Raw genomic sequence first — 19,554 nt, 5'->3', positions numbered from 1 at the left:
CGAGCTTCAAGCGCTGGTCGGATCACCTCGTCTTCATCCCCGCCGTCCCTCCGGACCAGGTGGAGCTGCAGAACGTGGTGCGCGGCTCCATCAACGAGATGGAGAGCTACCTGCGGCAGGTGATGGACAGCCGCCGCCGCGAGCCGGGGGATGATCTCATCAGCGATCTGCTGCGCGCCCGGGTGGACGGTGATTCGCTCACCGAGCGGGAGCTGATGGGCTTCTGCTTCCTGCTGCTGCTCGGCGGGCTGGAGACGACCGTCTACATGCTGGGCAACATGGCGGTGCTGCTGGCGGAGCGGCCGGACGTGTGGGCCCGGTTGAAGGCGGACCGCGCGCTCGTCCCGCGCTTCGTCGAGGAGCTGCTGCGCACCGAGCCGCCGCTGCACGGCACGGTCCGCCTCACCAAGACCGAGGTGGAGCTGAGTGGTGTCCGGCTGCCGCCCGGGACGCTCCTGCTGCTCATGCAGGGCTCGGCGCTCCGTGACGAGGCGTACTTCCCGGACGGGGAGCGCTTCGACCTGGACCGCACCGCCAATGCCAACCTGGCCTTCGGTCAGGGCGGCCACTTCTGCCTGGGCTCGGGCCTGGCGCGGCTGGAGGCGCGGCTGGCCGTGGAGGCGCTGCTCGACCGGTGCGACAAGCTCGTCCGCCCGGCCGGGCCCATCCAGTACAGCCAGTCCCTCACCCTGCGGGGACCGAGCTCGCTCCCGCTGGAGCTGCTCCCCGCCTGACGCCGGAAAGACGAGGGGCCCGATGGTTTCCCATCGGGCCCCGGGGGACAACGGGAGGCGCGCGGACTAGCGGACCACCTTGTCCAGCGGCTTGGCGTCGGAGGTGTTCTGCTCCTTCGTCCAGTCGATCACGGGCGTCTGCCACGACATGCCCGTCTCGCCCGGCTCCGGATCCAGCTTCTCGAACTCGAAGCCGTCACCGCCGAAGTACAGGTACTCGATCGTCGCGATCTTGTAGTCCTTCTTCGGATCCACCGGCTTGCCCTTGGCGTCCTTGAACTTGCCCTTGCCCGCGGCCGTGAAGCCCGAGAACACCGCCTCCGGGTTCGCGAGCTGGCGCACCAGGTCCGCGCCCTTCACCTCCACCACCATCAGCGAGTTCTCGTACGGCATCACCGAGTACACGCTGCCCTTCGTCACCGGACCGGCCGGCAGGCCCCCGCGGAAGCCCTTGCGGTTGAGCACCACGCCGTCCGTCTCGAGCTGCTTCTGGATGGCGCTCGTCACCCACGAGGTGAGCTGCTTGGAGCCCTGCTCGAAGCCCTTCTTCGTGACGCCGATCTGCTCGCCCAGGGCCTGGTCCAGCCGGGCCTTGTAGTCGGAGATCGTCTTGGCGACGTCGGCGTTCGCGGCCGGCGCGCCCTCGCCCCCCGTCACCTCCACCTGCTTCGTCTCCACCGCCGTCACCCGCTCACCGGCCGGCTTGGACGGATCATAGGTATAGGCCGCGCGCACGTAGTTGCCGAAGCCCCGGCCCAGCGACACGTAGGAGGTGTTGCCCTCCTTGGTGTCCACCGGCTGCGGGCAGCGGCCACCGGCCACCAGCGACACCTTCCACTCGGGGTGCTTGCCCACCAGGGGCTGCAGGGTGCTCGGGCACTCGTCGGCGAGCACCACCACGGTCTCCGCTCCGGCCTTCTGGGCCTCGGCCACCGCGCTCGTCAGCGCCTGCTCGTCGCTGATCGTCTCCAGGCCCTCGGCGCGCCCGGCCATGGCCGTGGTCACCGTCTTGGGCGAGGTGAGGCCCACCACGCCCACCTTGAGCCCCTGGCGCTCGAACACCTTGAAGGCCGGCAGCTCCAGGCCCTTGGCCAGCGCCGCGTCCTTCGCCTTCAGGTTGGCGGCGAGGAAGGGGAAGCCGCCGAGCTGCTGGTTCTTCTGGAACTGCTCCCGGCCGTAGTCCAGCTCGTGGTTGCCCAGGGCGGAGGCGGCGAAGCCCATGCGGCCCATCACCGCCGCGGTGGGCTCACCGTAGAAGAAGGAGGAGAGGGCCGGCCCGGCCCACGCGTCGCCGATGGTCAGCGCCAGCGTGGTGGCGTCCTGGCACGGGGCCTGGCCGTCCTTCACCTGACCCGCGCAGTGCTTCTCCTTGGCTTCCCACCAGCCGAGCAGCTCCGCCGCGCCGACGGTCGGCTTCTCGCCCTCGATGGCGGTGGGCACGAGCTGGCCACTGACGCTGCCGGTGACGAGGAGCGTCACCGTGGTGGGCTTCGGGGCGGGCGGGGTCGCGGGCGCCTGCGCCGGCTGGGCGGTCTCGGCGGGCGGGCTCTCCGGCTGGGCGGGATTCTTCTCACAGCCGGTGAGGGCACCCAGGAGGGCGAAGGCCACCACACTGGAAGTACGACGCAGCGGGGCCACCACACCCGACGCCGGCTTGGAAACGGACTCTCGACGCATGAGGGACTCCGGATTCGTAGACGGTACGACCGCGCGAATAGCACACCTCCCCCCCCTGGTCGCCAAAAAGGGCACCTCCGCCTCCCACTCCCGGCCGTGCTAGCGTCCCGGCCGTGGACAGCCAGAAGGACGCCGCGCCTCCTCGGGAGACGGAGCAGGCCGGGAGCCGGGAGCAGGGGGGACGTACGGCCAGGGAGCGGATGCTCTGGCGGGTGTGGGAGGACGTGCGCCGTGGCGCCGCCCACTTCCCCCAGGGAGGCGCTCCGTCGCCGGACAACCGTCTGGCGCAGTTCGCCCATGGGCTCTGCCTGCCCTTCCACATGGCGCGGGCCCTCTTCGAGGACCGGGCGGCCCTGCGGCGCTACCTGAAGGTCGCCACCCTCCAGGCCCTCACCGTCCTCGCGCTGGCGGTGCTCTTCACGGGCTCGGGCAAGGAGGTCGTGGAGACCGTCGGGCTCGAGGAGTTGGAGGAGCGGCAGGAGCAGGCGGAGGAGGCCCGGCTCGAGGCGCAGGAGGCCCTGCGCGAGGCGCGGGAAGCCCAGGAGCTCGAGAAGAAGCTGGTGGAGGCCCAGCGGGAGGCGCGGGAGGCCGAGGCGCTCGCGAGGGCGGCGGGGATCGCGGAGGCGGTGGTCGCGTTCGCCCAGTCGGGTGCGGCGGAAGAGCAGCGCGAGAAGGTGAAGGTCGCGATAGAGGAAGCCCAGCGCGCGGCCCAGAAGGCCCGGGAGCTGCGGCGTGAAGCCAAGAAGGCCGAGCGCGAGCAGCGGCGCACCGTGCGCCGGGTCGTGTACTGGGCGACGCTCTTCACCGCCCTGCAGATCGCCCAGTGGATCGTCATCGCCCTGTCGCGCGACTACCACACCGAGCTCTCCCGGGAGCTGAGCCTGCGGGTCGGGCTGGCGCCCGAGGACGAGCCGCTCACCCCACGCGTCCGGCTCAACCTCGAGTGGCTGCGCAACAAGATGAAGCGCCGCTGGCGGGGCCTGTTCGCCTTCGCCCTCGGAATGCCCCTGTTCTATGCCGTCAGGGCGCTGCTGCCCGGGGGGGAGCTCGTCTTCCCGGTGCTGGTGTCGCTGTGGGGCGCCTGGTGGTTCCTGGTCTTCACCGCCGCCAAGAGCGCCCGGGCCTGGGCGGAGCCGGCCGCGCGCGAGCCCTGGTTCCTGCGTGGCTGGAGCTGGCTCTCCGCGCGCTTCGCCCTGTTCCGCTGGTCGCCGTTCGGCATCTACAACTCGCTGTGGACGACCTTCACCCGGCCCCTGTTCTCTCCGGCCGCCAGCGTGGAGCGGCAGCCGTGGACGCTGGGGGGACTCGCGGTGGTGCGGGCCCTCGCGGTGGTGCCGCTGCTCAAGTGCTTCCTGCGCCCCCTCGTCCCCGTGGCCGCCACCTGGCTGCTGGCCCAGGACGGTCCGGGGGAGGGGGGGGCTGCTAGCCAGCCAGGGGCCGCTTCTGCTCCGGAGCCGGGTTCTCCTCCTCCTGCCGGTGCTCTCCCAGCTCCACCACCTGCCCCGGGTGGCGCGGCTCCGACGACTGGATGACGGCGCGCAGCTGCTGGCTCACCGCGCGGAAGAAGCCGGTGAGCAGCTCCGGGCGGTCCGCCAGCAGATCGAGGAAGTCGCGCCGGTCGATGACCAGCACCCGCGTGTCCTCCACCGCGACGATGTCCGTGGGGCGGGGCGCTCCATCCAGCAGGCTCACGTCGCCGAAGGTCTCCTTGGCCCGCATCCGCAGCACGTGCTCGCCGTTGCTGATGGCGTCCACCGAGCCCTCGATGATGACGTAGAGCGCGTCACCCGGATCTCCCTCCCGGTAGACCCGCTCACCGGCCCGGAAGCGCGCCTCGCGGGCGATCGCCGCCACGGCGGCCACGTCATCCACGTCGCTCTGCGAGAAGACGTGGACCTCCTCCAGGAGGAACAGCTTCTGCACCGTCGCCTGGCTCATGTCTCCCTCTTGGGGCGGCGGCAGATCCATGCCGATCCGGCCCGCCACGTAGCGCGCACACGCGCGCAGCACCACATCCTCGCTGCGGCACAGCCACGCGAGGTGCGCCTCCAGCTGGCCCAGTGAGCCCGGGGGCAGGTCGCGGTGGTGTGACTCCACCTGCTCCAGCACCAGCGCCCGGTCCTCCTCGACCGTCAGCGTCTCCAGCAGCTCCATCGCGTAGGCGCGCCGCCGCGGATCATGCCCCGCCAGGTGCTGGTGCACGCGCCGCATCACGTGGGGCGGGTGCAGCATGCCCAGCAGGAAGAAGCACAGCTCCAGCGCCTGATCCAGCCGATCCCCCACCGCGCGCGTCAGCAGCGAGTGGTCCCCCAGCGCCGTGCGCAAGTCCCGGTAGGGCTCCACCAGGGCGCGGTACGTGTCGCGCCGCCGGCCCAGGGCCTCGCGCACGCGATCCTCGTCCACCGGGTGCTCGGGGTGCTCGTCGCGCAGGCGCGACAGCTCCGCGCCGATGCGGAAGTGCAGCCGGGCGTCATCGCGCACGTTGGAGAAGAGCAGGGCGTGCAGCGCCGCCGGGGTGCCGATGTGGCGCAGCACGCGCGGCACCTGCAGCCGCATGGGCAGCGGCGCGGACAGGTCGTTGAGCGTCGACTCCAGCAGCGGCGTCACCTCGTCACCCAGCTCGGCCAGGGCCGCGCGGGCCTCGCGCCGCTCCTCGCGCCAGGTGAGGAACGTCAGCAGTCGGGGCGCCAGCTTCACGTAGCCGCCCTCGCCCACGGAGCGCACCGCCACCCGCCGCACCGTGCTGTCCGGATCATTCAGGAAGGGCGTCAGCATGGGCATGAAGGTCGCGTCCTTCAGCCGGCCGAACAGCCGGGCCACCTCGCGGCGATCCGACACCGGGGCCTGCGAGCCACGGGCCGCGAGCGCTCCCAGCGACACGAGCGCCGCGGCGTGCCATGTGGTACCGATGAGCGCGCCAACGGCCGCGCAGCGCAGCCCCACGTCCTGGCTCTGCAGCAGCGGCGGCAGCAGCACCTCGGCCCGCTCCGGCGCCAGCTTCGCCAGGGCCCACACCGCGCTGTCCCTCGGGCGGCGCGCGCCCTGCGTCACCAGCTCCTCCAGCAGCGGGGCCGTCTCGGTGGCGCCCAGCTCCAGCGCGAGCGACACGCCCCGCTCCTGCACCCGCTCGTGCGTGTGGCGCAGCAGCAGGGACAGGTGCGGCCGCAGGGGCAGCCCGCCCTGCTCCATGAGCTCCACCGCGCTCAGCACGCGGTCCGGCGCGCTCGAGCCGAGCGCCTCCACCAGCAGCCGGCGGTCCTCGCGGCCCAGCCTGTCGTCCTCCTCGTGGGCGCCCACCTGCTCGCCGAGCGCCTCCACGTAGGCCGGCCGCAGGCGCAGCAGCAGCACGCCGAGCACCACGCACAGGCCCACCACCGCCATCGCCATGGTGCCGCCGTCGGCCGCGCGGCCCGCGCCGATGAGGAGCACGCCCGCCACCACGGTGCCGGCCTTGCGCAGCAGCCCGTCCACCGCGCCGCGCAGCGCCTCGCGCTCGGTATCCGGCACCGCCGCGTACAGCAGCTGCACGCCCACGGGCAGCAGCGAGTAGTTGACGGCGTTCTCCAGCAGCCGCAGCAGGTGGATGGGCCACAGCTCCGTCGTCACCAGCGAGGCCACCGCCAGCGGCGCCATGGCTCCCGGCAGCAGGGCCAGGTAGCGCATCAGCCCCAACCGTCGCAGCAGCCGCTCGGCCACGAGGAGCTGGAAGATGACGCACAGCAGGCCGATCCACAGCTGCAGCGAGCCGAAGAGGGCCGCCAGCCCGTCCTCGCTCAGCGTGCGCTCCACGCGCAGCCGGAAGAGGTAGTCCACGAAGGAGGACAGCACCGCGAAGGACACGGCCAGGCCCGCCAGCACCCGGGCGTAGCTGCTGGTGGCGAGGTACTCCCAGGGCGCCACGGCCGTGACGATGTGGCGGGCACGCGAGGGTTGCCGCTCCTCACTGTGATGGTAGTGGAAGGCCACCCCCGCGCCGAAGAGCGCCAGCGCGCCCCCCACGACGATGGAGGCCGTGCCGAGCCGCTCGGCCAGGGTGTGCACCAGCAACCCGCCCAGCATGCCTCCCGCCATGCCCACGCCGTTGAGCGCGGTGAAGGCCCGCCGGGCCTCGCGCGCGTCGAAGGCCGACGCCATCCGCCCCCAGAAGCGCAGGGCGATGAACGTGGTGAAGGCGTCCACGAAGAGGTACAGCACCAGCGCGGGAGTCCGCTGGCCCAGCGACACGCCCGCGGCCAGTCCCAGCACCACCAGCCCGCCCGCGCCGGTGAGGACGCTGAGGGACTCGGTGGGCGCGTGGGGCTCCTTGCGCGGCAGCAACGTCAGCGCCGCCACCAGCAGCGCGCCCACCAGGTACAGGTAGGGCAGGGCGTGGGACTCGAAGCGCGACAAGACGAGCGCGTTCGCAGCCGTCTTCAGCTGCGTCACGCCAGCGATGAGGGCGAACTGGAACGTCGCCGCGGGCCACAGGCGGTGGCCCCAGGACTGTGACTCTTGGGCGGCCACGGGCAGCCGAATCTAGCTGTCCAAAACCGGCATTTCCAGGACCAATCTCCCGTCCCTCTCCCCGGAGAGCAGGCGAGCGAGACGACGGTGCGATGGCGCGGCGTCAGCTGGGTGCGGAAGGCGGGTTGCCCACCTGGAACCACGCGGAGACCCGCGGCCGGCATCACTTCTGGCCGTCCAGAAGTGATGTGTGTTCATGTGGTATGCTTCTGGACGGCCAGAAGTGAGCCGCGCTCCGGTAGGAGCTGACGCTACCCCTCAAGCTCCAATCCCAGCGGGATGGGCGGGACAAAGATCGCTACTTCGGGGGAGTCATTTTCCCGGAAGGCTTGTGTTCAGGTGTAACGATTCCGATGAGCTTTCAGTTGCCGCGCCAGGAAGGCCCGTCGCTCATGGTCCTCTCCACCGGGGCGGGTCAGACTTCCTCGTCAGGCAAAAGCGTGAGCAGCAACTCATCGTCAGGACCGAGCGGGCGCCAGCCGGGTGGCGGTGGCGTGGCGCGGAGAGCTGCCCTGGCCTGCTTGACACGCTCCTTATGTGTTTCTGGCGTGTAGGCAGACCAGAAACCGAGCGCCTCGGCGACAGCGAAACGGACTTCGTCATCCAGCACGGCCGGCCAACCGTCAGGTAGATTTTCGGCCAGTTCGCGCACGAGTTGCCCGCGAACCAGACGCGTGACCTTGCCGCTTCGCTCCGCCTCGGCAACCAACCCGCTGAACACCTGCACTGCCGCGATGTCATCGGGGCCAAGCTCGTCCGCCAGTTCCTCGAGCGAAGCGGTGGGACGCGCCTCGGCGAAGGCGGTGAGCGAGTCGTAGCCGCACTTGCGGACTCGCTCGTACATGCGTGCCACCCAGTTTCCCCGAAATGGATGTCCGTCACTCATGGTCCTCGCCACGGGATCAGGTTCAGACTTCCTCGTCGGGCAGGAGCGTACGCAGCAGTTCGTCGTCTGGCCCAAGGGGGAGCCATCCGGGCGGCGGTGGCGTAGCGAGGAGTGCATCGCCGGCCTTGTCGGCGCGCTCCTTATGGGTCTCTGGGGTGAAAGCAACCCACGCGCCAAGTGCATGGGCGATGTCGAAACGGTTGGCGTCGTCGAGCACGGCCGGCCAGCCGTTTGGGAGCAGCGCCCACAGTTCTCGTACGAGTTGTCCGCGCACAAGGCGTGTAACCCAACGACTTCGCTCTGCTTCGGCCACCAGTCCTTTGAACACCTGGACTCCTGCGACGTCGTCCGGACCAAGCTCCTCGGCCAGAGCCACCAGTGAGGCGGTGGGACGCGCCTCAGCGAAGGCCGTGAGTGAATCGTAACCCCGCTCGCGGACACGCTCGTACAGGCGTGCCACCCAGTTGCCCTGAAAAGGATGTCTGTCGCTCACGGCCCTCTCCACGGGATGAAATTCATCGGGGTGTAGTACGTCTTCATACGCTCCGCGACGATCTTCAGGACCTCGTTCCGTGTCAACATCCGGCCCAGTCTGGACTCGGCTCTTCCCAACACCTCCATGATCATCCGGTTCCATTCACCCGGCCAGGTGCGGCCCAGCTTCCAGTTCCCACCACCATGAATTGCTTGGTGGTGTGCCTCCTCCAGCTCGACGCAGAACTCGTTAATGTCCATCTCGCCGGTGAAGCCGCGTCGCTCGAACCACTCGCGGAACTCCTTCGGCATGACGTGGTGCCGGGGCGGCCTGGCCATGCCAGCGCCCGCTTTGCCCGTCACGCGCATGGCCCGCACCTCGGGACTGTCTCCGAGCGCCTCGCGCACGCCTTGCGGCAGATCGCCGTGCGCCTGCGCCAGCATCATCCCGCCCGCGTGAATCCACACGGCGGCGCTGACGGCGGGCAGGGAGAGGACGCCCGCGCGCACCAACTGCCGCATCATCTCCACCCACTCGGCGGAGACGACAAGGCGCGTGCCCATCATCACTCCGCCGCCCCCCACCGTCAGGCCCACGCCCAGCAGAGCCGGGGCTGACGGTGCTTCGGACGCCAGTAGGGGCGCTTCCAGCGCCAGAGGAAGCGACAGGAGGAGGTCCCTGAGCACCAGCACCTTCGCGGTGAGCTCCACCCCCTCGCGCACGCTGGACACAATGGCGGCGAGCGCGTCCGAGAGATGGCCCACCAGGGCGGGGATGTCTTGCGCCGTGGCCTCCACCTGGCCGGGCTCCAGTGAGGAGAGCGCCTCCAGCCTGGGCTCAAGTGTCTCCTGCCAGTCCATCAGGTCCCGGGCCATCCTCTCCACGCTGTAGAGGGACTGATCGAGCAGGGCGTCCACGAGGTGCAGGCAGTCGAGCCATGCGGCGAGCAGGAGCGAGCCAAGCATGGCGGCTTCCAGCCGGGGACCGGCCATGCGCAGCAGGGCGAGCTGCATGTCGGGGTCGTCCACCTCCGAGGCGGCGTTGGTCAAGCGGGTGGCGGTGGCGAGATGGGTGTCCATCCACCGCATCCGCTCGGCACCAAAGTCGATGAAGCGCACGAAGACGTTAGCGTGCTTGCCCGACAGTCCTCTCCCGCTGGCCTTGAGCCGGGAGAGTTCGCCGGAAATGCGGCGGGTGTAGCCGGACAGTTCGCGAAGGGCACCGCGAAATGCCAACTGGACAGCGAGGGACTCCTGCCGCGCCTCCCTCTCCGCGCCGTCCGGGCCCGCCGCCTTTACCTCCACAGCCGTCACCTCCACACGGGAGGCATGGCTCCGGGTGGTCACCGCGCCCGGCTCCATCACGCCCAGCGCGTACACGGAGGCCGCTTCCAGGCCGGGCTCCGGCGCGAAGGCATCGCGCTTCCGCGGCGCTGATGGAGGCACCAGCGACCTGGAGTGGTGGCGCGCCAGGAGGCCGGCGCGCGGGCCGCCCAGGGTACACGCGGAGAAGAGGAACAGGACGGGCAGCAACCACCCGCCCAGGAATGGGCGCAGCCGTGCGCCATGGGGTGGGCGTGGGCCAGCGGGATGGAAGAACACGGCGCACCTCACAAAGGCGACGCCGCATGCGAGCCGTCGCTCCGGAATCACACGGAAACGCGGGTGTGCCCGTCAAGCCTATTGGGTAGCCCGGGGAGCCGTAGGACGTACTGGGTAGGCCGTGAGGTGAGCTGTCGCCCCGCGCACGGCGAAGCTACGGAAACCTCACGCGCGTGAGCACGAGCGAAGGCTCGTCCTCCGGCCCGAAAGTGAGGGTGTAGGGCCCCGGGGGGCGCGCCTCTTCTGGGGTAGCGGCCTCCACCACCACCAGCGCGGATGCTCCCGGCGGGAGCGGCTCCCGCGGCCACACCGACAGCACTTGCAGCGGCGTGCCCGTGGCCGCCCGGAGCGTCACCTCCCCGGGCTCCCAGGTCCGCTCGCCCTTGTTGCGTAACGACACCGCCACCGCGATGCGGCCCCGGGCCCGCCAGGACGCCACCTTCTCCACCTTGAGTTCTGCAAACGAGCGTCCGTAGTTCTCCCGGATGTCGGTTGAAATGTCGGCGCCCTTGAGGGGTTCGCCGTCCCGGAGGAGCCCCAGGGCCAGCGGGCCCGTGAGTCCGCCCGGTCCCTGGCACCCGGCCCGGGTGCGCGCCAAATCCGCCTGGAGCTGCTCTATCAAGGCCTCCTTCCGCGTGAGTTCCTTCTGGGTGTCCTCCTCCGTGCGTGGGGCGCGCACCACGGTCACTTCGCTCGTGGCGTGGTCCGCGTGGGGTACCAACAGGAAGGTGGCGCACGCGGGGGCCACACCGTCCGCGAAGCACGCCGTCAGGGCGAGCGGCTTGCCCGCCACCACGCGCCCCGAAGGGTACACAATGACGCTCCGCTCCCCCACGGCCATGTCGGTGAAGCGCCCCCGCTCCTCCACCCGCACGCTTCCTTCGCGTAGCGGCGCGTCGAAGAGGAAGTAAGTGGGCCTGCCGGGGCTGACGCACACGTTGGGCGGCTCCCTGGCGGGCCCGGCCGCCAGTTCCACGCGCTGGGCCTGGGCGCACTCTGGCAGGCGCACGGGCCCGGCGGCTTCAGCGGGGGCGGTGGCCAGGGCCAGCAAGGGGAGGGCGAATGCGAGCGGCACGAGGCCTCAACCTCCAGCGGGGCGCGCGGAAGGCGCGCCCGGTGGCCCTCGCCTCTAGCACACCCCACCGTGTGCGTGTGTGCCCGCCTCCCTACTGGAAACGTTTCGTCCGAAACGCGGAGACCCACGCCGGAATCACGACCGTCCCGGGCTGCTCGCCGGGGCGGATGATCTCCGTCCCCGGGTCTCTGCCTGCCTGTCCAATGTACATGCACACCGGGAACGTCTTGCCCTCTGGGGTTTGCGCCTGGGTGAGCCGGGCGATGGCCCACGTCTTCCCCTCCACCGTCCCGAGGAAGAAGGCCCCGGACAGGCGTGTGCCGGGCGGCAGGTTCCCACAGCTGGCTATTCCTCTGCCCTTCGGCGGGGTCTTGAAGGTGATGCGACCGAGTGGAGCGGTGACTCCGTCGTCATCGGTCAGCCAGGGGTCGGTGAGGTACACGCCGCAGACACGCTCCACGTCCAGCGCGTCCATGACGTCCACGGCACCTGGGGGGCAGTCGGCGGGCTGGGGCCGGGGCGGACGGACGGGGGCGCCCGTGCAGCCGGTGAGCCACAGCGTGCAGAGTCCGGCCGTACACACCTGTTGGAGGAGAGGCACGCAACTGCGCGCCTTCTGGAGCGGCGGGGGCGTGGGCTTCGCGGGACGCTGCGCGTGGGCGGCTTGCTGGCGGAGAAGCATGGCGGGCGTGGGCGCGGGGGAGGAGGCGAGGAGGAGTGCCGCGCCCTTTTCAGCTTCGGTCGGCGGCCACCGCCCCGCCACTTCCTGGAAGAGACAGGCCCGTGGGGGAGGGGCGCCCGGTAGCCACCGCGCCACTGGCGACACCCCCCTGCCCACCCCCGTCCCGGGGGCCTCGGACGCGAGCTCCCGCGCGGCGGAGAAGACGAGCGCCCCCACCAGGGCGGCCAACACCACGGACAGGCCCGTCAGCACGTCCCTCCGGCGGCTCCACCTGGCGTCAGGTGGAGACTCCCACGCCTGCGGCACGGGCTGGAGGGCCGCCGGCGCGAGGGCCTCCGCATGCCCTGCCTCCAGCGGACGCACGCGCCCACGCCGGGGCCGCGCCGCATTCAACTGCTGCTCCCAGCGCGCCCAGGAGTCGGGCGCCAGCTCCTCCAGTGCGTCCGTCGTCTGGTTCTCCGGCGCGTCCGGGTCCTCCATCGGCTCGTCCCAGCACGCCTCTTCCTCCAGGGAGGCCAGCGCCCCCTCCAGCGCCGTGCACAGCGCCTCCAGGGTGGGGTAGCGCGCCGCCGGCTCCTTCTCCAGCAGGCGCATGCACACTTCCCCCAGGGCCGGGGGAATGCGCGGATTGCACGCGTGCGGTGCCCGGGGCGTGCGCTCCAACACGCCCTTCACCATGACGTCCAGGCTCGCGCGCGTGCCAAAGGGCAGCCGGCCCATGAGCAGCCAGTAGAAGGTGACGCCCAGCGCCCACAGCTCGTCGCCCACCCCCGGCGCGTACTCCCCCCACAGGCCCTTCTCCTTCAGATGGCGCCACGCCTCCGGACTCACGTACTCCGGCGTCGCGCGTGGCCTCCACTCGCCCGGCAGGGTGGATTCTCCCTCCAGGTACCCCACGCCGAAGTCCACCAGCACCGGCCGGCCGTCCGCCTCCCGCACCAGGATGTTCTCGCGCTTCAAGTCCCGGTGCCGCACGCCCCGACGCTCCACCCCCACCAGCGTCCGGCCCAGCTCCAGCATGAGGCCGCCGGCCGTGCGCGCCGAGGGGTTGCGCACCAGGGTGTACTCGTTCAGCGTCCAGCCCTCCACCAGCTCCAGGACGATGTAGAGCCAGCCCGTCTCCGGGTCGGGCCACCAGCCACAGCCCTTGAAGCGCACCACGCCCTCCACCCCGTGCAGGCGCCGCAGGATGTCGATTTCCCGCTCCCCCATGGCCAGCAGTTGCCGGGAGTGGATGAACTTGAGCGCGTAGAATTGCCCCCGGCACTCCACCTTGTAGACGTGGCCCTGGCCGCCCCGGCCCAGCTCCCCCACCACCCGGTACTCGCCCACCCTGTCCCCCACCGCGAGCGGCCTGAACGGCACATGTTCCATGGACCGACGCAACCTCCGGGGTCAGGAGGTTAGCACCCCCGGAGCATGCGCGGGCAGGCTCACGCCTCGTCGGCGGGCGCGGCGTCAATCGTCTTGAGGACGCGGGCCATCAGCTTGACCTTCCCTCGTGGCCACCCGCGCAGCGTCCGGAGAATCTGGACCAGCTCGGGCGTCAGGTCGCCTCCGGGGACCGGGGCCTCCAGGGTGGGGGCCACGTGCGCGTGGCGGATGTCCAGCAGCACGTCGGCGGAAATGCCGAGCGCGAGGGCCAGCTTCCGCAGCGTGGGCACGGCGGGCATCATGCCGCCGCGCTCGACGCGGCCGTAGACGTTGGGAGCAATCCCGGCCTGGCGCGCCACCTGGGCCTGGGTGAGGCCCAGGCGCTCACGGGCGGCACGGGCCACCTCGCCGAGCGACTTCTGAAGCGTCTCGTTGTCCATGGGGTCCGTGTATCAAGTGGAAGGGGAGTCCGGCGCGTCGGGGGACGCATGCGTGCCCGCGTCCACCAACACCTGGGCCACGCGGGCGAGCGCGACGAGCTGCCTGCCATTCATGGCACGCATCAGACGCACCAGCCGCCTCACCGCGAGGGGCTCCTCGGGCAGACGCTCGGGGGGGTCCAACCCCGGGTCCGTGGCGGAAGTCGTGAGCCCCAGCAGCACGTTCGCATCCACGCCCAAGACACGGCAGAGGCGCCGGAACGTGGGAAGGCGTGGAAGCAGGCCGCCGCGCTCCATCCGGCCGTACACCTCCGTGGCCACGCCAATGCGCTCGGCCACGTCCGCCTGCGTCAGCTCCGCCCCCTTGCGTGCCGCGCGCGCACCTTCCCCCAGGTGTCGCGCCAGCTTCAGCCGTGCCCGGTCGACGGCGGCTTTGTCCCCTGCCGGTGTCACTCCTCGCCCTCCATGTCTGGCGGGAGGGGGAGGACGCCCTTCTCCACGGAGCCCAGTGCATCCAACGTGTGGTACCTGGCGGCGTGCTTGAGGATGCGGGCTACCTCCTCATCCAGTTCCCTCCTGCCGTACGGCTGCCCGAGGGTGCCAAGGTACTGGCGCAGCTCGGCGGCCATGTCACCGGCGGTGGGGTAGCGCTCGGCGGGCGCCTGGCGCAGGGCCCGGGTGACAATGCCCCGCAGGGGCTCGGGCACGTTCCTGGAGGCGCTCCGCACTTCCTCGGGGCCCAGGTGCAGCACGCGGTCGGCCAGCGTCTCCAGCTTCAGCAGCGGCGGTCGCTCGCTGCGCACATGGGCCGGAAGTTGGGGCGCATGGGATGGCAGCTCCTCCGGCGGATCCAACGGGTAGCTGGCCGCCAGCATCTCCAACAGCACCAGCCCCAAGGAGAAGATGTCGGCGCGCCCGTCCAGGTTCCTGGGGGTCAATGCGTCGGGCCTGTCTAGCGCCGGACGGAGCACGTTCTGGAGGATTTCCGGCGCGAGGTAGTTGGTGTCGCCGCGCAAGAGCCCGGTAGGAGTGGGCAGGCGCCCCAACATCTCCGAGAAGGCCGCGCCAAAGTTGGTGAGCTTGACGTTGCTCCCCACCCCCAGCCGGATGCGGAGCGGCCCCACGGCCCGGTGGACGAGCTTGAGGGGTCTGCCCATGTCATCCACGCAGCGGTGGGCATACTCCAGGGCATCCGCCACCTCGGCGGCCACGTAGGCGGCGAACGCGGGGGAGAGCGTCACGCCCGACTGCAAGGCCGCGTCCATGACGGTGAGCAGGAAACAGCCGTGCATGTGCTCCATGACGACGTAGGGTTGGCCCCCGTACACGGCGTAGCCATGGACGGCGGCGATGTTGGGGTGTTGGAGGTATCTGGCGAGCTGTACCTCCTCCCGGGCGCGCCGTTGGAGGTGGTGCTCCTCCCCCAACGCTACGGGCTTGAGGACGACGAGCAGCCGCCGCGCCTGCTCGGGGTGCTCGCGCGTGGCGAGCAGGAGCGTGTCATAGGCTGCATCCTCCACCAGCGTCCGGACGACCTCATAGTGGTAACCGTCTGATTCAAAGGTGGACCCGCGCTTGAGCGGGGGTGAAGCCAATCCGGAAGACATGAGGGAGACCCGTGTCTGCGTGGGTGAAGAGGACAGGTGCGGATGAGGCTGAGCTCGCACCGGTATCAGTGGTGGGACAAGCACGCGGATTCCAGGGACGCAGGCCGTGGCGCGAAGGGGTTTCGCTCGGCATGCAGCGCTCCAGGGAGTGATGGGGCACAAATGAGAAGCGCCCGGAGGGGTAACACAGCCGCAAATGGAAGAAAAGCCCTGCTCAACTCGTCAGGTCAGAATCCCTGGTCAACGCCCCAGGGCGGCAGCAGTGCTGCTTCGTGTGAAATCAGCGACTCCCGGCGCTTCGTGAGTCAGTAAGTCATTGGCTGGAGGTGACTTCCTGGGTCAGCTTCAGACTGGCATTGGGACTGAGTCTGTTCCGGCCTCCGGCGGAAAGGCTTGTCGCACATTTGCGTACATCGCTTCTGGACGTCCAGAAGTGATGCCGCGAAGGGGGCAGTACCCGTCCAGGCACTCCGTACCCGTTCAGTCCCTCGCCGCGCCGCCCAGAATCCACGAGCGGATGCGCACCAGCTCGCCCGGGTGGGCGTCGAAGTGCGTGGGCTGGTTGCGCGGCATGCGGCTGCCGCAGCGCGTCCCGGTGAGCTTCATCATGAGCTCGGAGGCGTCGGGTTCCCCGGGCTGCACCCGCGCGAACTTCTCGCAGGCCCGCGTCTGCGCCTTCGCCCCGACGAGCGCCTCGTAGCTCCGGGCCGGCGACAGGTCCAACCCCCCGCTCCTGCCGTGACAGCCGGTACACAGCGAGTCCCAGAGCACCTGGATGTCCTGGGCGTAGTGGGGCACCCGCACCGGCACCGTCACCGTCCGGCGCACCGGGGGGCCCTGCCCATCCGTCACGACGACCTCGAAGGTGAAGGCCGTCTCGGTGCCCACCGCGGGCGAGAACCAGGAGACGCTCGCGCCCTCCGGCCCCGAGACGAAGGTGCCGAGCGGCATGGGCCCGACCTGGCGCCAGACGTACGTGAGGGCATCTCCGTCCGGGTCACTCGCCCGCGCCGAGAGGGTGAGGGTGTCCCCGGCCCTCGCCAGCGTGGGCGAGGCCACCGGCTCCCCGTCGAACACCGGCGCTTCATTCCCCCGACTCGACGGAGGTTGGACCTTCACCTGGACCTCGGACTGGGTGATGCCCCCGTTCGTGTCCGTCACGGTGACTTGCAGCGTGAAGGTCCGCGCCGACTTCACCACCGGGGCCAGCCAGGTGGGCGAGGGCGAGGAGGGATCGCTGAACGTCCCCGCGGGCGACTCGGGGAGCTGCTTCCAGGTGTAGGTGAGTGCTCCTCCGGCGGGATCCACGGCCTGGATGGAAAGCTTCACCGGCAGTGGACCTTCGACCTGCCCAGGCCGAGCGGAAGGGCCCCGGAGGACGACTGGAGCGCCACATGCACAACAGAGGAGAACACACACGAGCGCGAGTCGTGCGACGACACGCCTTCCCAAGGATCCCATGGCCCACCCCCCCCCTCACGGCAACGGAAAGCTAGTCAGTGATGGCCATCGTGCATGACGTGAACTCCCGGTTGCCTGCCGCCTCGGGTCCGGTTTGAGTACGAGACGCATTGGTCCTACTCTGGGGGAGTCATGATCACCGCCGTTCTCCTTGCTCTTCTGTGTTCGACTCCCGACGCCGCTGGCACGACGCTGCCACCGGAGGCGCTCGGTGCTCCCCCTCGGGCGGACGAGTCTCCTACGGCCTGGGCCTGCACCATCGAGACCCTGCGCGCGGGCCGTGAGTGTGTCTTCGAGGCGGAGGTGACGGCCTCCACCTCCACCGATGTCCAGGCGCAGGCGGCCAGCAACGTCCGCACGCTCAAGGAGATCGGTCACGCGCTGTGCCTGCAGGCCGCGAAGCCGCCCTCGGGCATCGCGGGGGACAAGCACCTGGTGGCGCAGTGCGAGCGCAAGTACGCGGACACCGCGGAGGACGCGTGTGGCCTGGAGGGCAAGGTGCCCATCATCGACGCGAAGGGTCGCTTCGCGCCGGCCGCGCGCGCCTGCTACCGCCAGCTCTCCTCGGTGCTGCAGGACACCGCGATGATGGCGACGGTGGCCTCGGCGTGCTGCCAGTGCGCCGAGAAGCGCGGCTGCCCGAGCGCGGGGGAGCGCTGCCACGAGAACGTGTCGCGCCAGGAGGTGGCCGGGACGGCGCTCGCGTGCCTGGCCAACCAGTGCGGCGAGGCGTGCGCCCTGACGATGCCGGCGTCCCGTTCCCTGGGGGACGCGCGGCCCACGAAACAGGTCCGCGGGTCGGCACAGGCCGATGGGTCGCTGTAATGGCGACCGGCGGGATGGAGCGAGGAACCATGTCTGCTCTCCAGAAGCGATCGAAGTTCGCCGTGCGCTCGAGCGCGGCCCTGCTGTGTGCGCTGGCCGTGGTGGGTTGCGGCTCGTCGAGGCACTCGCACCTGGTGGACGGGGGCGAGGCGATGCCGCCCATGGTGCGGGATCAACCCGCCCCCATGGTGAAGGCGGAGCCGGCGCCGCCCCCCGTGGAGCCCCGGGCATTCGGCTCGCGCTACGCGACGCCGGCGCAGTGTGAGGCGGCGGCGCGCGGACTGCTGGCCGTGTCGCGCGACAACGCGTGGACGGCGCTGAAGTCCTGCGTGGACAGCACCCGGTTCAACTTCACGCTGCTCAACGCGGTGCTGGACAGCGCCTGGGCCGAGGACCTGAGGGTCCGCCCGGATGCCGCGCAGCTCCTCGCCCAGGTGGTGGCCGAGCGCGGTGGCAGCGTGCAGGGCGAGCTCTCGCTGCTGCACAAGCACAAGGTGCCCATCTTCGGGCTGACGGCCGCCATCGCGCAGCCGGAGATGTACAAGGGCCGCTACCTGCTGATGCGCGCCCAGGTGGCGGACGTGCGCAGCGAGGGGGACAGGCCCACGGTGTGGCTCGTCGAGCAGTCGTTGGGCTCGGTGGAGAGTGAGCAGCCGGTGGGCTACTCGACGCGCAAGGACTCGGTGACGGTCCACTCCGGCGCGGTGAGCGGCGACATGGGGATGCTGGGCCGCGCCAACCTGGGCGGGCAGATCTCCTCCAGCCAGCGCGAGCAGAGCTCGACCACGGTGCGGCGCTTCGACAACGTCTCCGGCGAGACGGGCCGTGAGGCCCTGGGCCGTCTGCCCAAGCCGGATCCCTTCCTGGAGCCGGGCAAGGACTTCGTCGTGCTCGTGCGCTTCGACGGAATGCGGACCCTGTCCAGCGGCGAGGAGGAGGCGGACGAGGACGCGCCCAAGCTGCCCGTCGTCACCATCGTCAGCTACCACGCCCCGCATCCACTCGTCGTGTACTGAGCGGCCGCGAACCGCCCGCCCGGGAGACCCTCCGCGGACCCCTCCCGAGCGGGCCGTGCTCGCTCACCGCTGGCGCTCGAGGGCGCGTGGGCGTCGGCTGGAGCGCAGCAGCCACAGCAGCAGCCCGGCCACCGCCATCGTGGTACCAGGAGCCGCGGCGCAGCCCGTGCCACTGTCACTGTCATTCGTCAGACGCGCCTCATCGGCGGGCTCCGCGATTACCGGCTCCTCCGTCGGGAGGCTCGGGGAAGGCGAGGCGACCGCCTCGGCCCTCACGGTGTGTCCTCGCACCCGGAACTCGGTCTCGGTGACGCCGCTCTTGAGCGCCACCTTGCCGAGGTCATCGGTGGGCGGCGCATCCGAGCGGAAGGCGAAGCGATCGGCCAGGAGCACCTCGCCGCCGCCCGGAGGCGTCACCCAGACGCTGTACGTCTTCGCGTTCAGGTCCGTGCGCATGCGCACGTGGTACGTGGCATTGGCCTGGTAGGGCAGGCTGACGAGCGCTGCGTACGCACCCCCCCGGCGCACGTCGAAGAAGCCATCCGGATTCATGCGGATGCTCATGGCCAGGCTCGAGTAGCCGGTGACGTTGGTGGAGGTGTCCGCGTACCCCACGACGGTGTCGATGAACTTGCTCAACGGTGTCACGTTGAACTCGACCACCTGCACGCCCGTGTTGCCGGAGCCCAGGGCACGCACGCTCCGGGGGAAGTCGAGTGTGGAGTACCAGCCGCCCGCGGACTGCAGCTTGAAGCGCACGAGCGCCTCGACGAAGTAGTAGTCCCCGTAGATGAGGCTCTTGTCGATGTCCTCCCCCGAGGGCTTGATGGGTGTGGTGAAGAAGGCCACGCCGTGCAGGAGGATGCCGGGGCTGGTGGTACCGGCAGCGAGGTAGGCCGGAGAGCTGAGGCTGTCGAGCATCGCGAGGGCCGCGTTCCGATAGCGCTGGACCACGGTCGGGTCGGTGACGAAGGTGCTCAACTCCAGGAGCGCCGAGGCGGTGACGGCGGCGGCGGAGGAGTCCTTCTGCTGCGAGGGGGCGTTGAAGTCCCAGTTGGGGACGGAGTCCGCCGGCAGCCGGGCGAGGTAGTAGTCGGTGACCTTCTGCGCCGTCTGCAGCATGCGCGCGTCCCGCGTGTACCGGTACGCCATGGTGAAGCCGTAGATGGCCCACGCCTGCCCTCGGGCCCAGGTGGAG

At 70.6% G+C, this 19,554-nt stretch carries 15 protein-coding genes and 1 pseudogene; 4 read left to right on the top strand and 12 right to left on the bottom strand.

Annotated elements, in window-relative coordinates; all coding sequences use genetic code 11:
- Positions 1-734 (top strand): cytochrome P450 (locus VF697_RS17205; RefSeq protein ID WP_331096320.1); only part of this gene is annotated, 734 nt, incomplete at its 5' end.
- Positions 735-800: 66 nt separating this feature from the next.
- On the opposite strand, the gene VF697_RS17200 is transcribed toward VF697_RS17205, so the two are convergent.
- Positions 801-2,411 (bottom strand): bifunctional metallophosphatase/5'-nucleotidase, encoded by a 1,611-nt coding sequence (locus VF697_RS17200; protein ID WP_331096318.1) that lies wholly within the window; start codon positions 2,409-2,411, stop codon positions 801-803.
- Positions 2,412-2,524: 113 nt separating this feature from the next.
- Between VF697_RS17200 and VF697_RS17195 the strand changes: the two genes are divergently transcribed.
- On the top strand, positions 2,525-3,943 hold the full coding sequence (locus VF697_RS17195) for a hypothetical protein (RefSeq protein WP_331096316.1): 1,419 nt from the start codon (positions 2,525-2,527) through the stop codon (positions 3,941-3,943).
- Here VF697_RS17195 and VF697_RS17190 read toward each other — a convergent pair.
- The 10 genes from VF697_RS17190 to VF697_RS17145 form a co-directional block, all read right to left on the bottom strand.
- Positions 3,834-6,914, bottom strand: a complete 3,081-nt coding sequence (locus VF697_RS17190) for a cyclic nucleotide-binding domain-containing protein (RefSeq protein WP_331096314.1) — start codon at positions 6,912-6,914, stop codon at positions 3,834-3,836. The genes VF697_RS17195 and VF697_RS17190 overlap by 110 nt on opposite strands.
- Positions 6,915-7,329: 415 nt before the next feature.
- Complete coding sequence (locus VF697_RS17185) at positions 7,330-7,800, bottom strand: NUDIX hydrolase (RefSeq protein ID WP_331096312.1); 471 nt, start codon at positions 7,798-7,800, stop codon at positions 7,330-7,332.
- Between the two features lie 22 nt (positions 7,801-7,822).
- The gene (locus tag VF697_RS17180) at positions 7,823-8,293 is read right to left on the bottom strand and encodes an NUDIX hydrolase (protein WP_331096310.1); all 471 of its coding nucleotides are present in this window, start codon (positions 8,291-8,293) and stop codon (positions 7,823-7,825) included.
- Positions 8,290-9,807 (bottom strand): DUF2380 domain-containing protein, encoded by a 1,518-nt coding sequence (locus tag VF697_RS17175; protein WP_331096308.1) that lies wholly within the window; start codon positions 9,805-9,807, stop codon positions 8,290-8,292. Before VF697_RS17175 ends, VF697_RS17180 begins: the two co-directional genes overlap by 4 nt.
- A 223-nt stretch (positions 9,808-10,030) precedes the next feature.
- A complete protein-coding gene (locus VF697_RS17170; protein WP_331096307.1) occupies positions 10,031-10,951 on the bottom strand; it encodes a DUF2381 family protein in 921 nt (306 codons plus the stop codon).
- Between the two features lie 91 nt (positions 10,952-11,042).
- Positions 11,043-13,007 (bottom strand): serine/threonine protein kinase, encoded by a 1,965-nt coding sequence (locus VF697_RS17165; RefSeq protein ID WP_331096305.1) that lies wholly within the window; start codon positions 13,005-13,007, stop codon positions 11,043-11,045.
- A gap of 59 nt (positions 13,008-13,066) precedes the next feature.
- A complete protein-coding gene (locus VF697_RS17160) occupies positions 13,067-13,447 on the bottom strand; it encodes a helix-turn-helix transcriptional regulator (protein WP_331096303.1) in 381 nt (126 codons plus the stop codon).
- Positions 13,448-13,459: 12 nt separating this feature from the next.
- Positions 13,460-13,900, bottom strand: coding sequence for a helix-turn-helix transcriptional regulator (locus VF697_RS17155; protein ID WP_331096301.1), 441 nt, complete (start codon positions 13,898-13,900; stop codon positions 13,460-13,462).
- Complete coding sequence (locus VF697_RS17150; protein ID WP_331096299.1) at positions 13,897-14,967, bottom strand: serine/threonine-protein kinase; 1,071 nt, start codon at positions 14,965-14,967, stop codon at positions 13,897-13,899. The genes VF697_RS17155 and VF697_RS17150 overlap by 4 nt, the downstream gene beginning before the upstream one ends.
- 567 nt (positions 14,968-15,534) lie before the next feature.
- Positions 15,535-16,383, bottom strand: a complete 849-nt coding sequence (locus VF697_RS17145; RefSeq protein ID WP_331096297.1) for a PKD domain-containing protein — start codon at positions 16,381-16,383, stop codon at positions 15,535-15,537.
- Between the two features lie 264 nt (positions 16,384-16,647).
- Here VF697_RS17145 and VF697_RS17140 point away from each other — a divergent pair, with 264 nt between their 5' ends.
- Together VF697_RS17140 and VF697_RS17135 are read left to right on the top strand one after the other, a co-directional pair.
- Entirely contained in the window at positions 16,648-17,340 is a 693-nt protein-coding gene (locus VF697_RS17140; RefSeq protein WP_331096295.1) for a hypothetical protein, read from the top strand.
- 29 nt (positions 17,341-17,369) lie between these two features.
- Positions 17,370-18,356, top strand: coding sequence for a hypothetical protein (locus tag VF697_RS17135; protein WP_331096293.1), 987 nt, complete (start codon positions 17,370-17,372; stop codon positions 18,354-18,356).
- 63 nt (positions 18,357-18,419) lie between these two features.
- On the opposite strand, the pseudogene VF697_RS17130 reads toward VF697_RS17135, so the two are convergent.
- A pseudogene (locus tag VF697_RS17130) lies at positions 18,420-19,554 on the bottom strand (glucuronyl hydrolase); the annotation flags it as partial.

It is taken from the genome of Archangium sp. (assembly GCF_036388035.1).
Classification (GTDB): domain Bacteria; phylum Myxococcota; class Myxococcia; order Myxococcales; family Myxococcaceae; genus Archangium.
This window is presented reverse-complemented; position numbering and strand designations above follow the sequence as displayed.

Coding starts and splice junctions, on each gene's coding strand:
- VF697_RS17140 (WP_331096295.1), top strand. CDS start 16,648: ATGATCACCGCCGTTCTCCTTGCTCTTCTGTGTTCGACTCCCGACGCC.
- VF697_RS17200 (WP_331096318.1), bottom strand. CDS start 2,411: ATGCGTCGAGAGTCCGTTTCCAAGCCGGCGTCGGGTGTGGTGGCCCCG.
- VF697_RS17185 (WP_331096312.1), bottom strand. CDS start 7,800: ATGAGTGACGGACATCCATTTCGGGGAAACTGGGTGGCACGCATGTAC.
- VF697_RS17160 (WP_331096303.1), bottom strand. CDS start 13,447: ATGGACAACGAGACGCTTCAGAAGTCGCTCGGCGAGGTGGCCCGTGCC.
- VF697_RS17165 (WP_331096305.1), bottom strand. CDS start 13,007: ATGGAACATGTGCCGTTCAGGCCGCTCGCGGTGGGGGACAGGGTGGGC.
- VF697_RS17135 (WP_331096293.1), top strand. CDS start 17,370: ATGTCTGCTCTCCAGAAGCGATCGAAGTTCGCCGTGCGCTCGAGCGCG.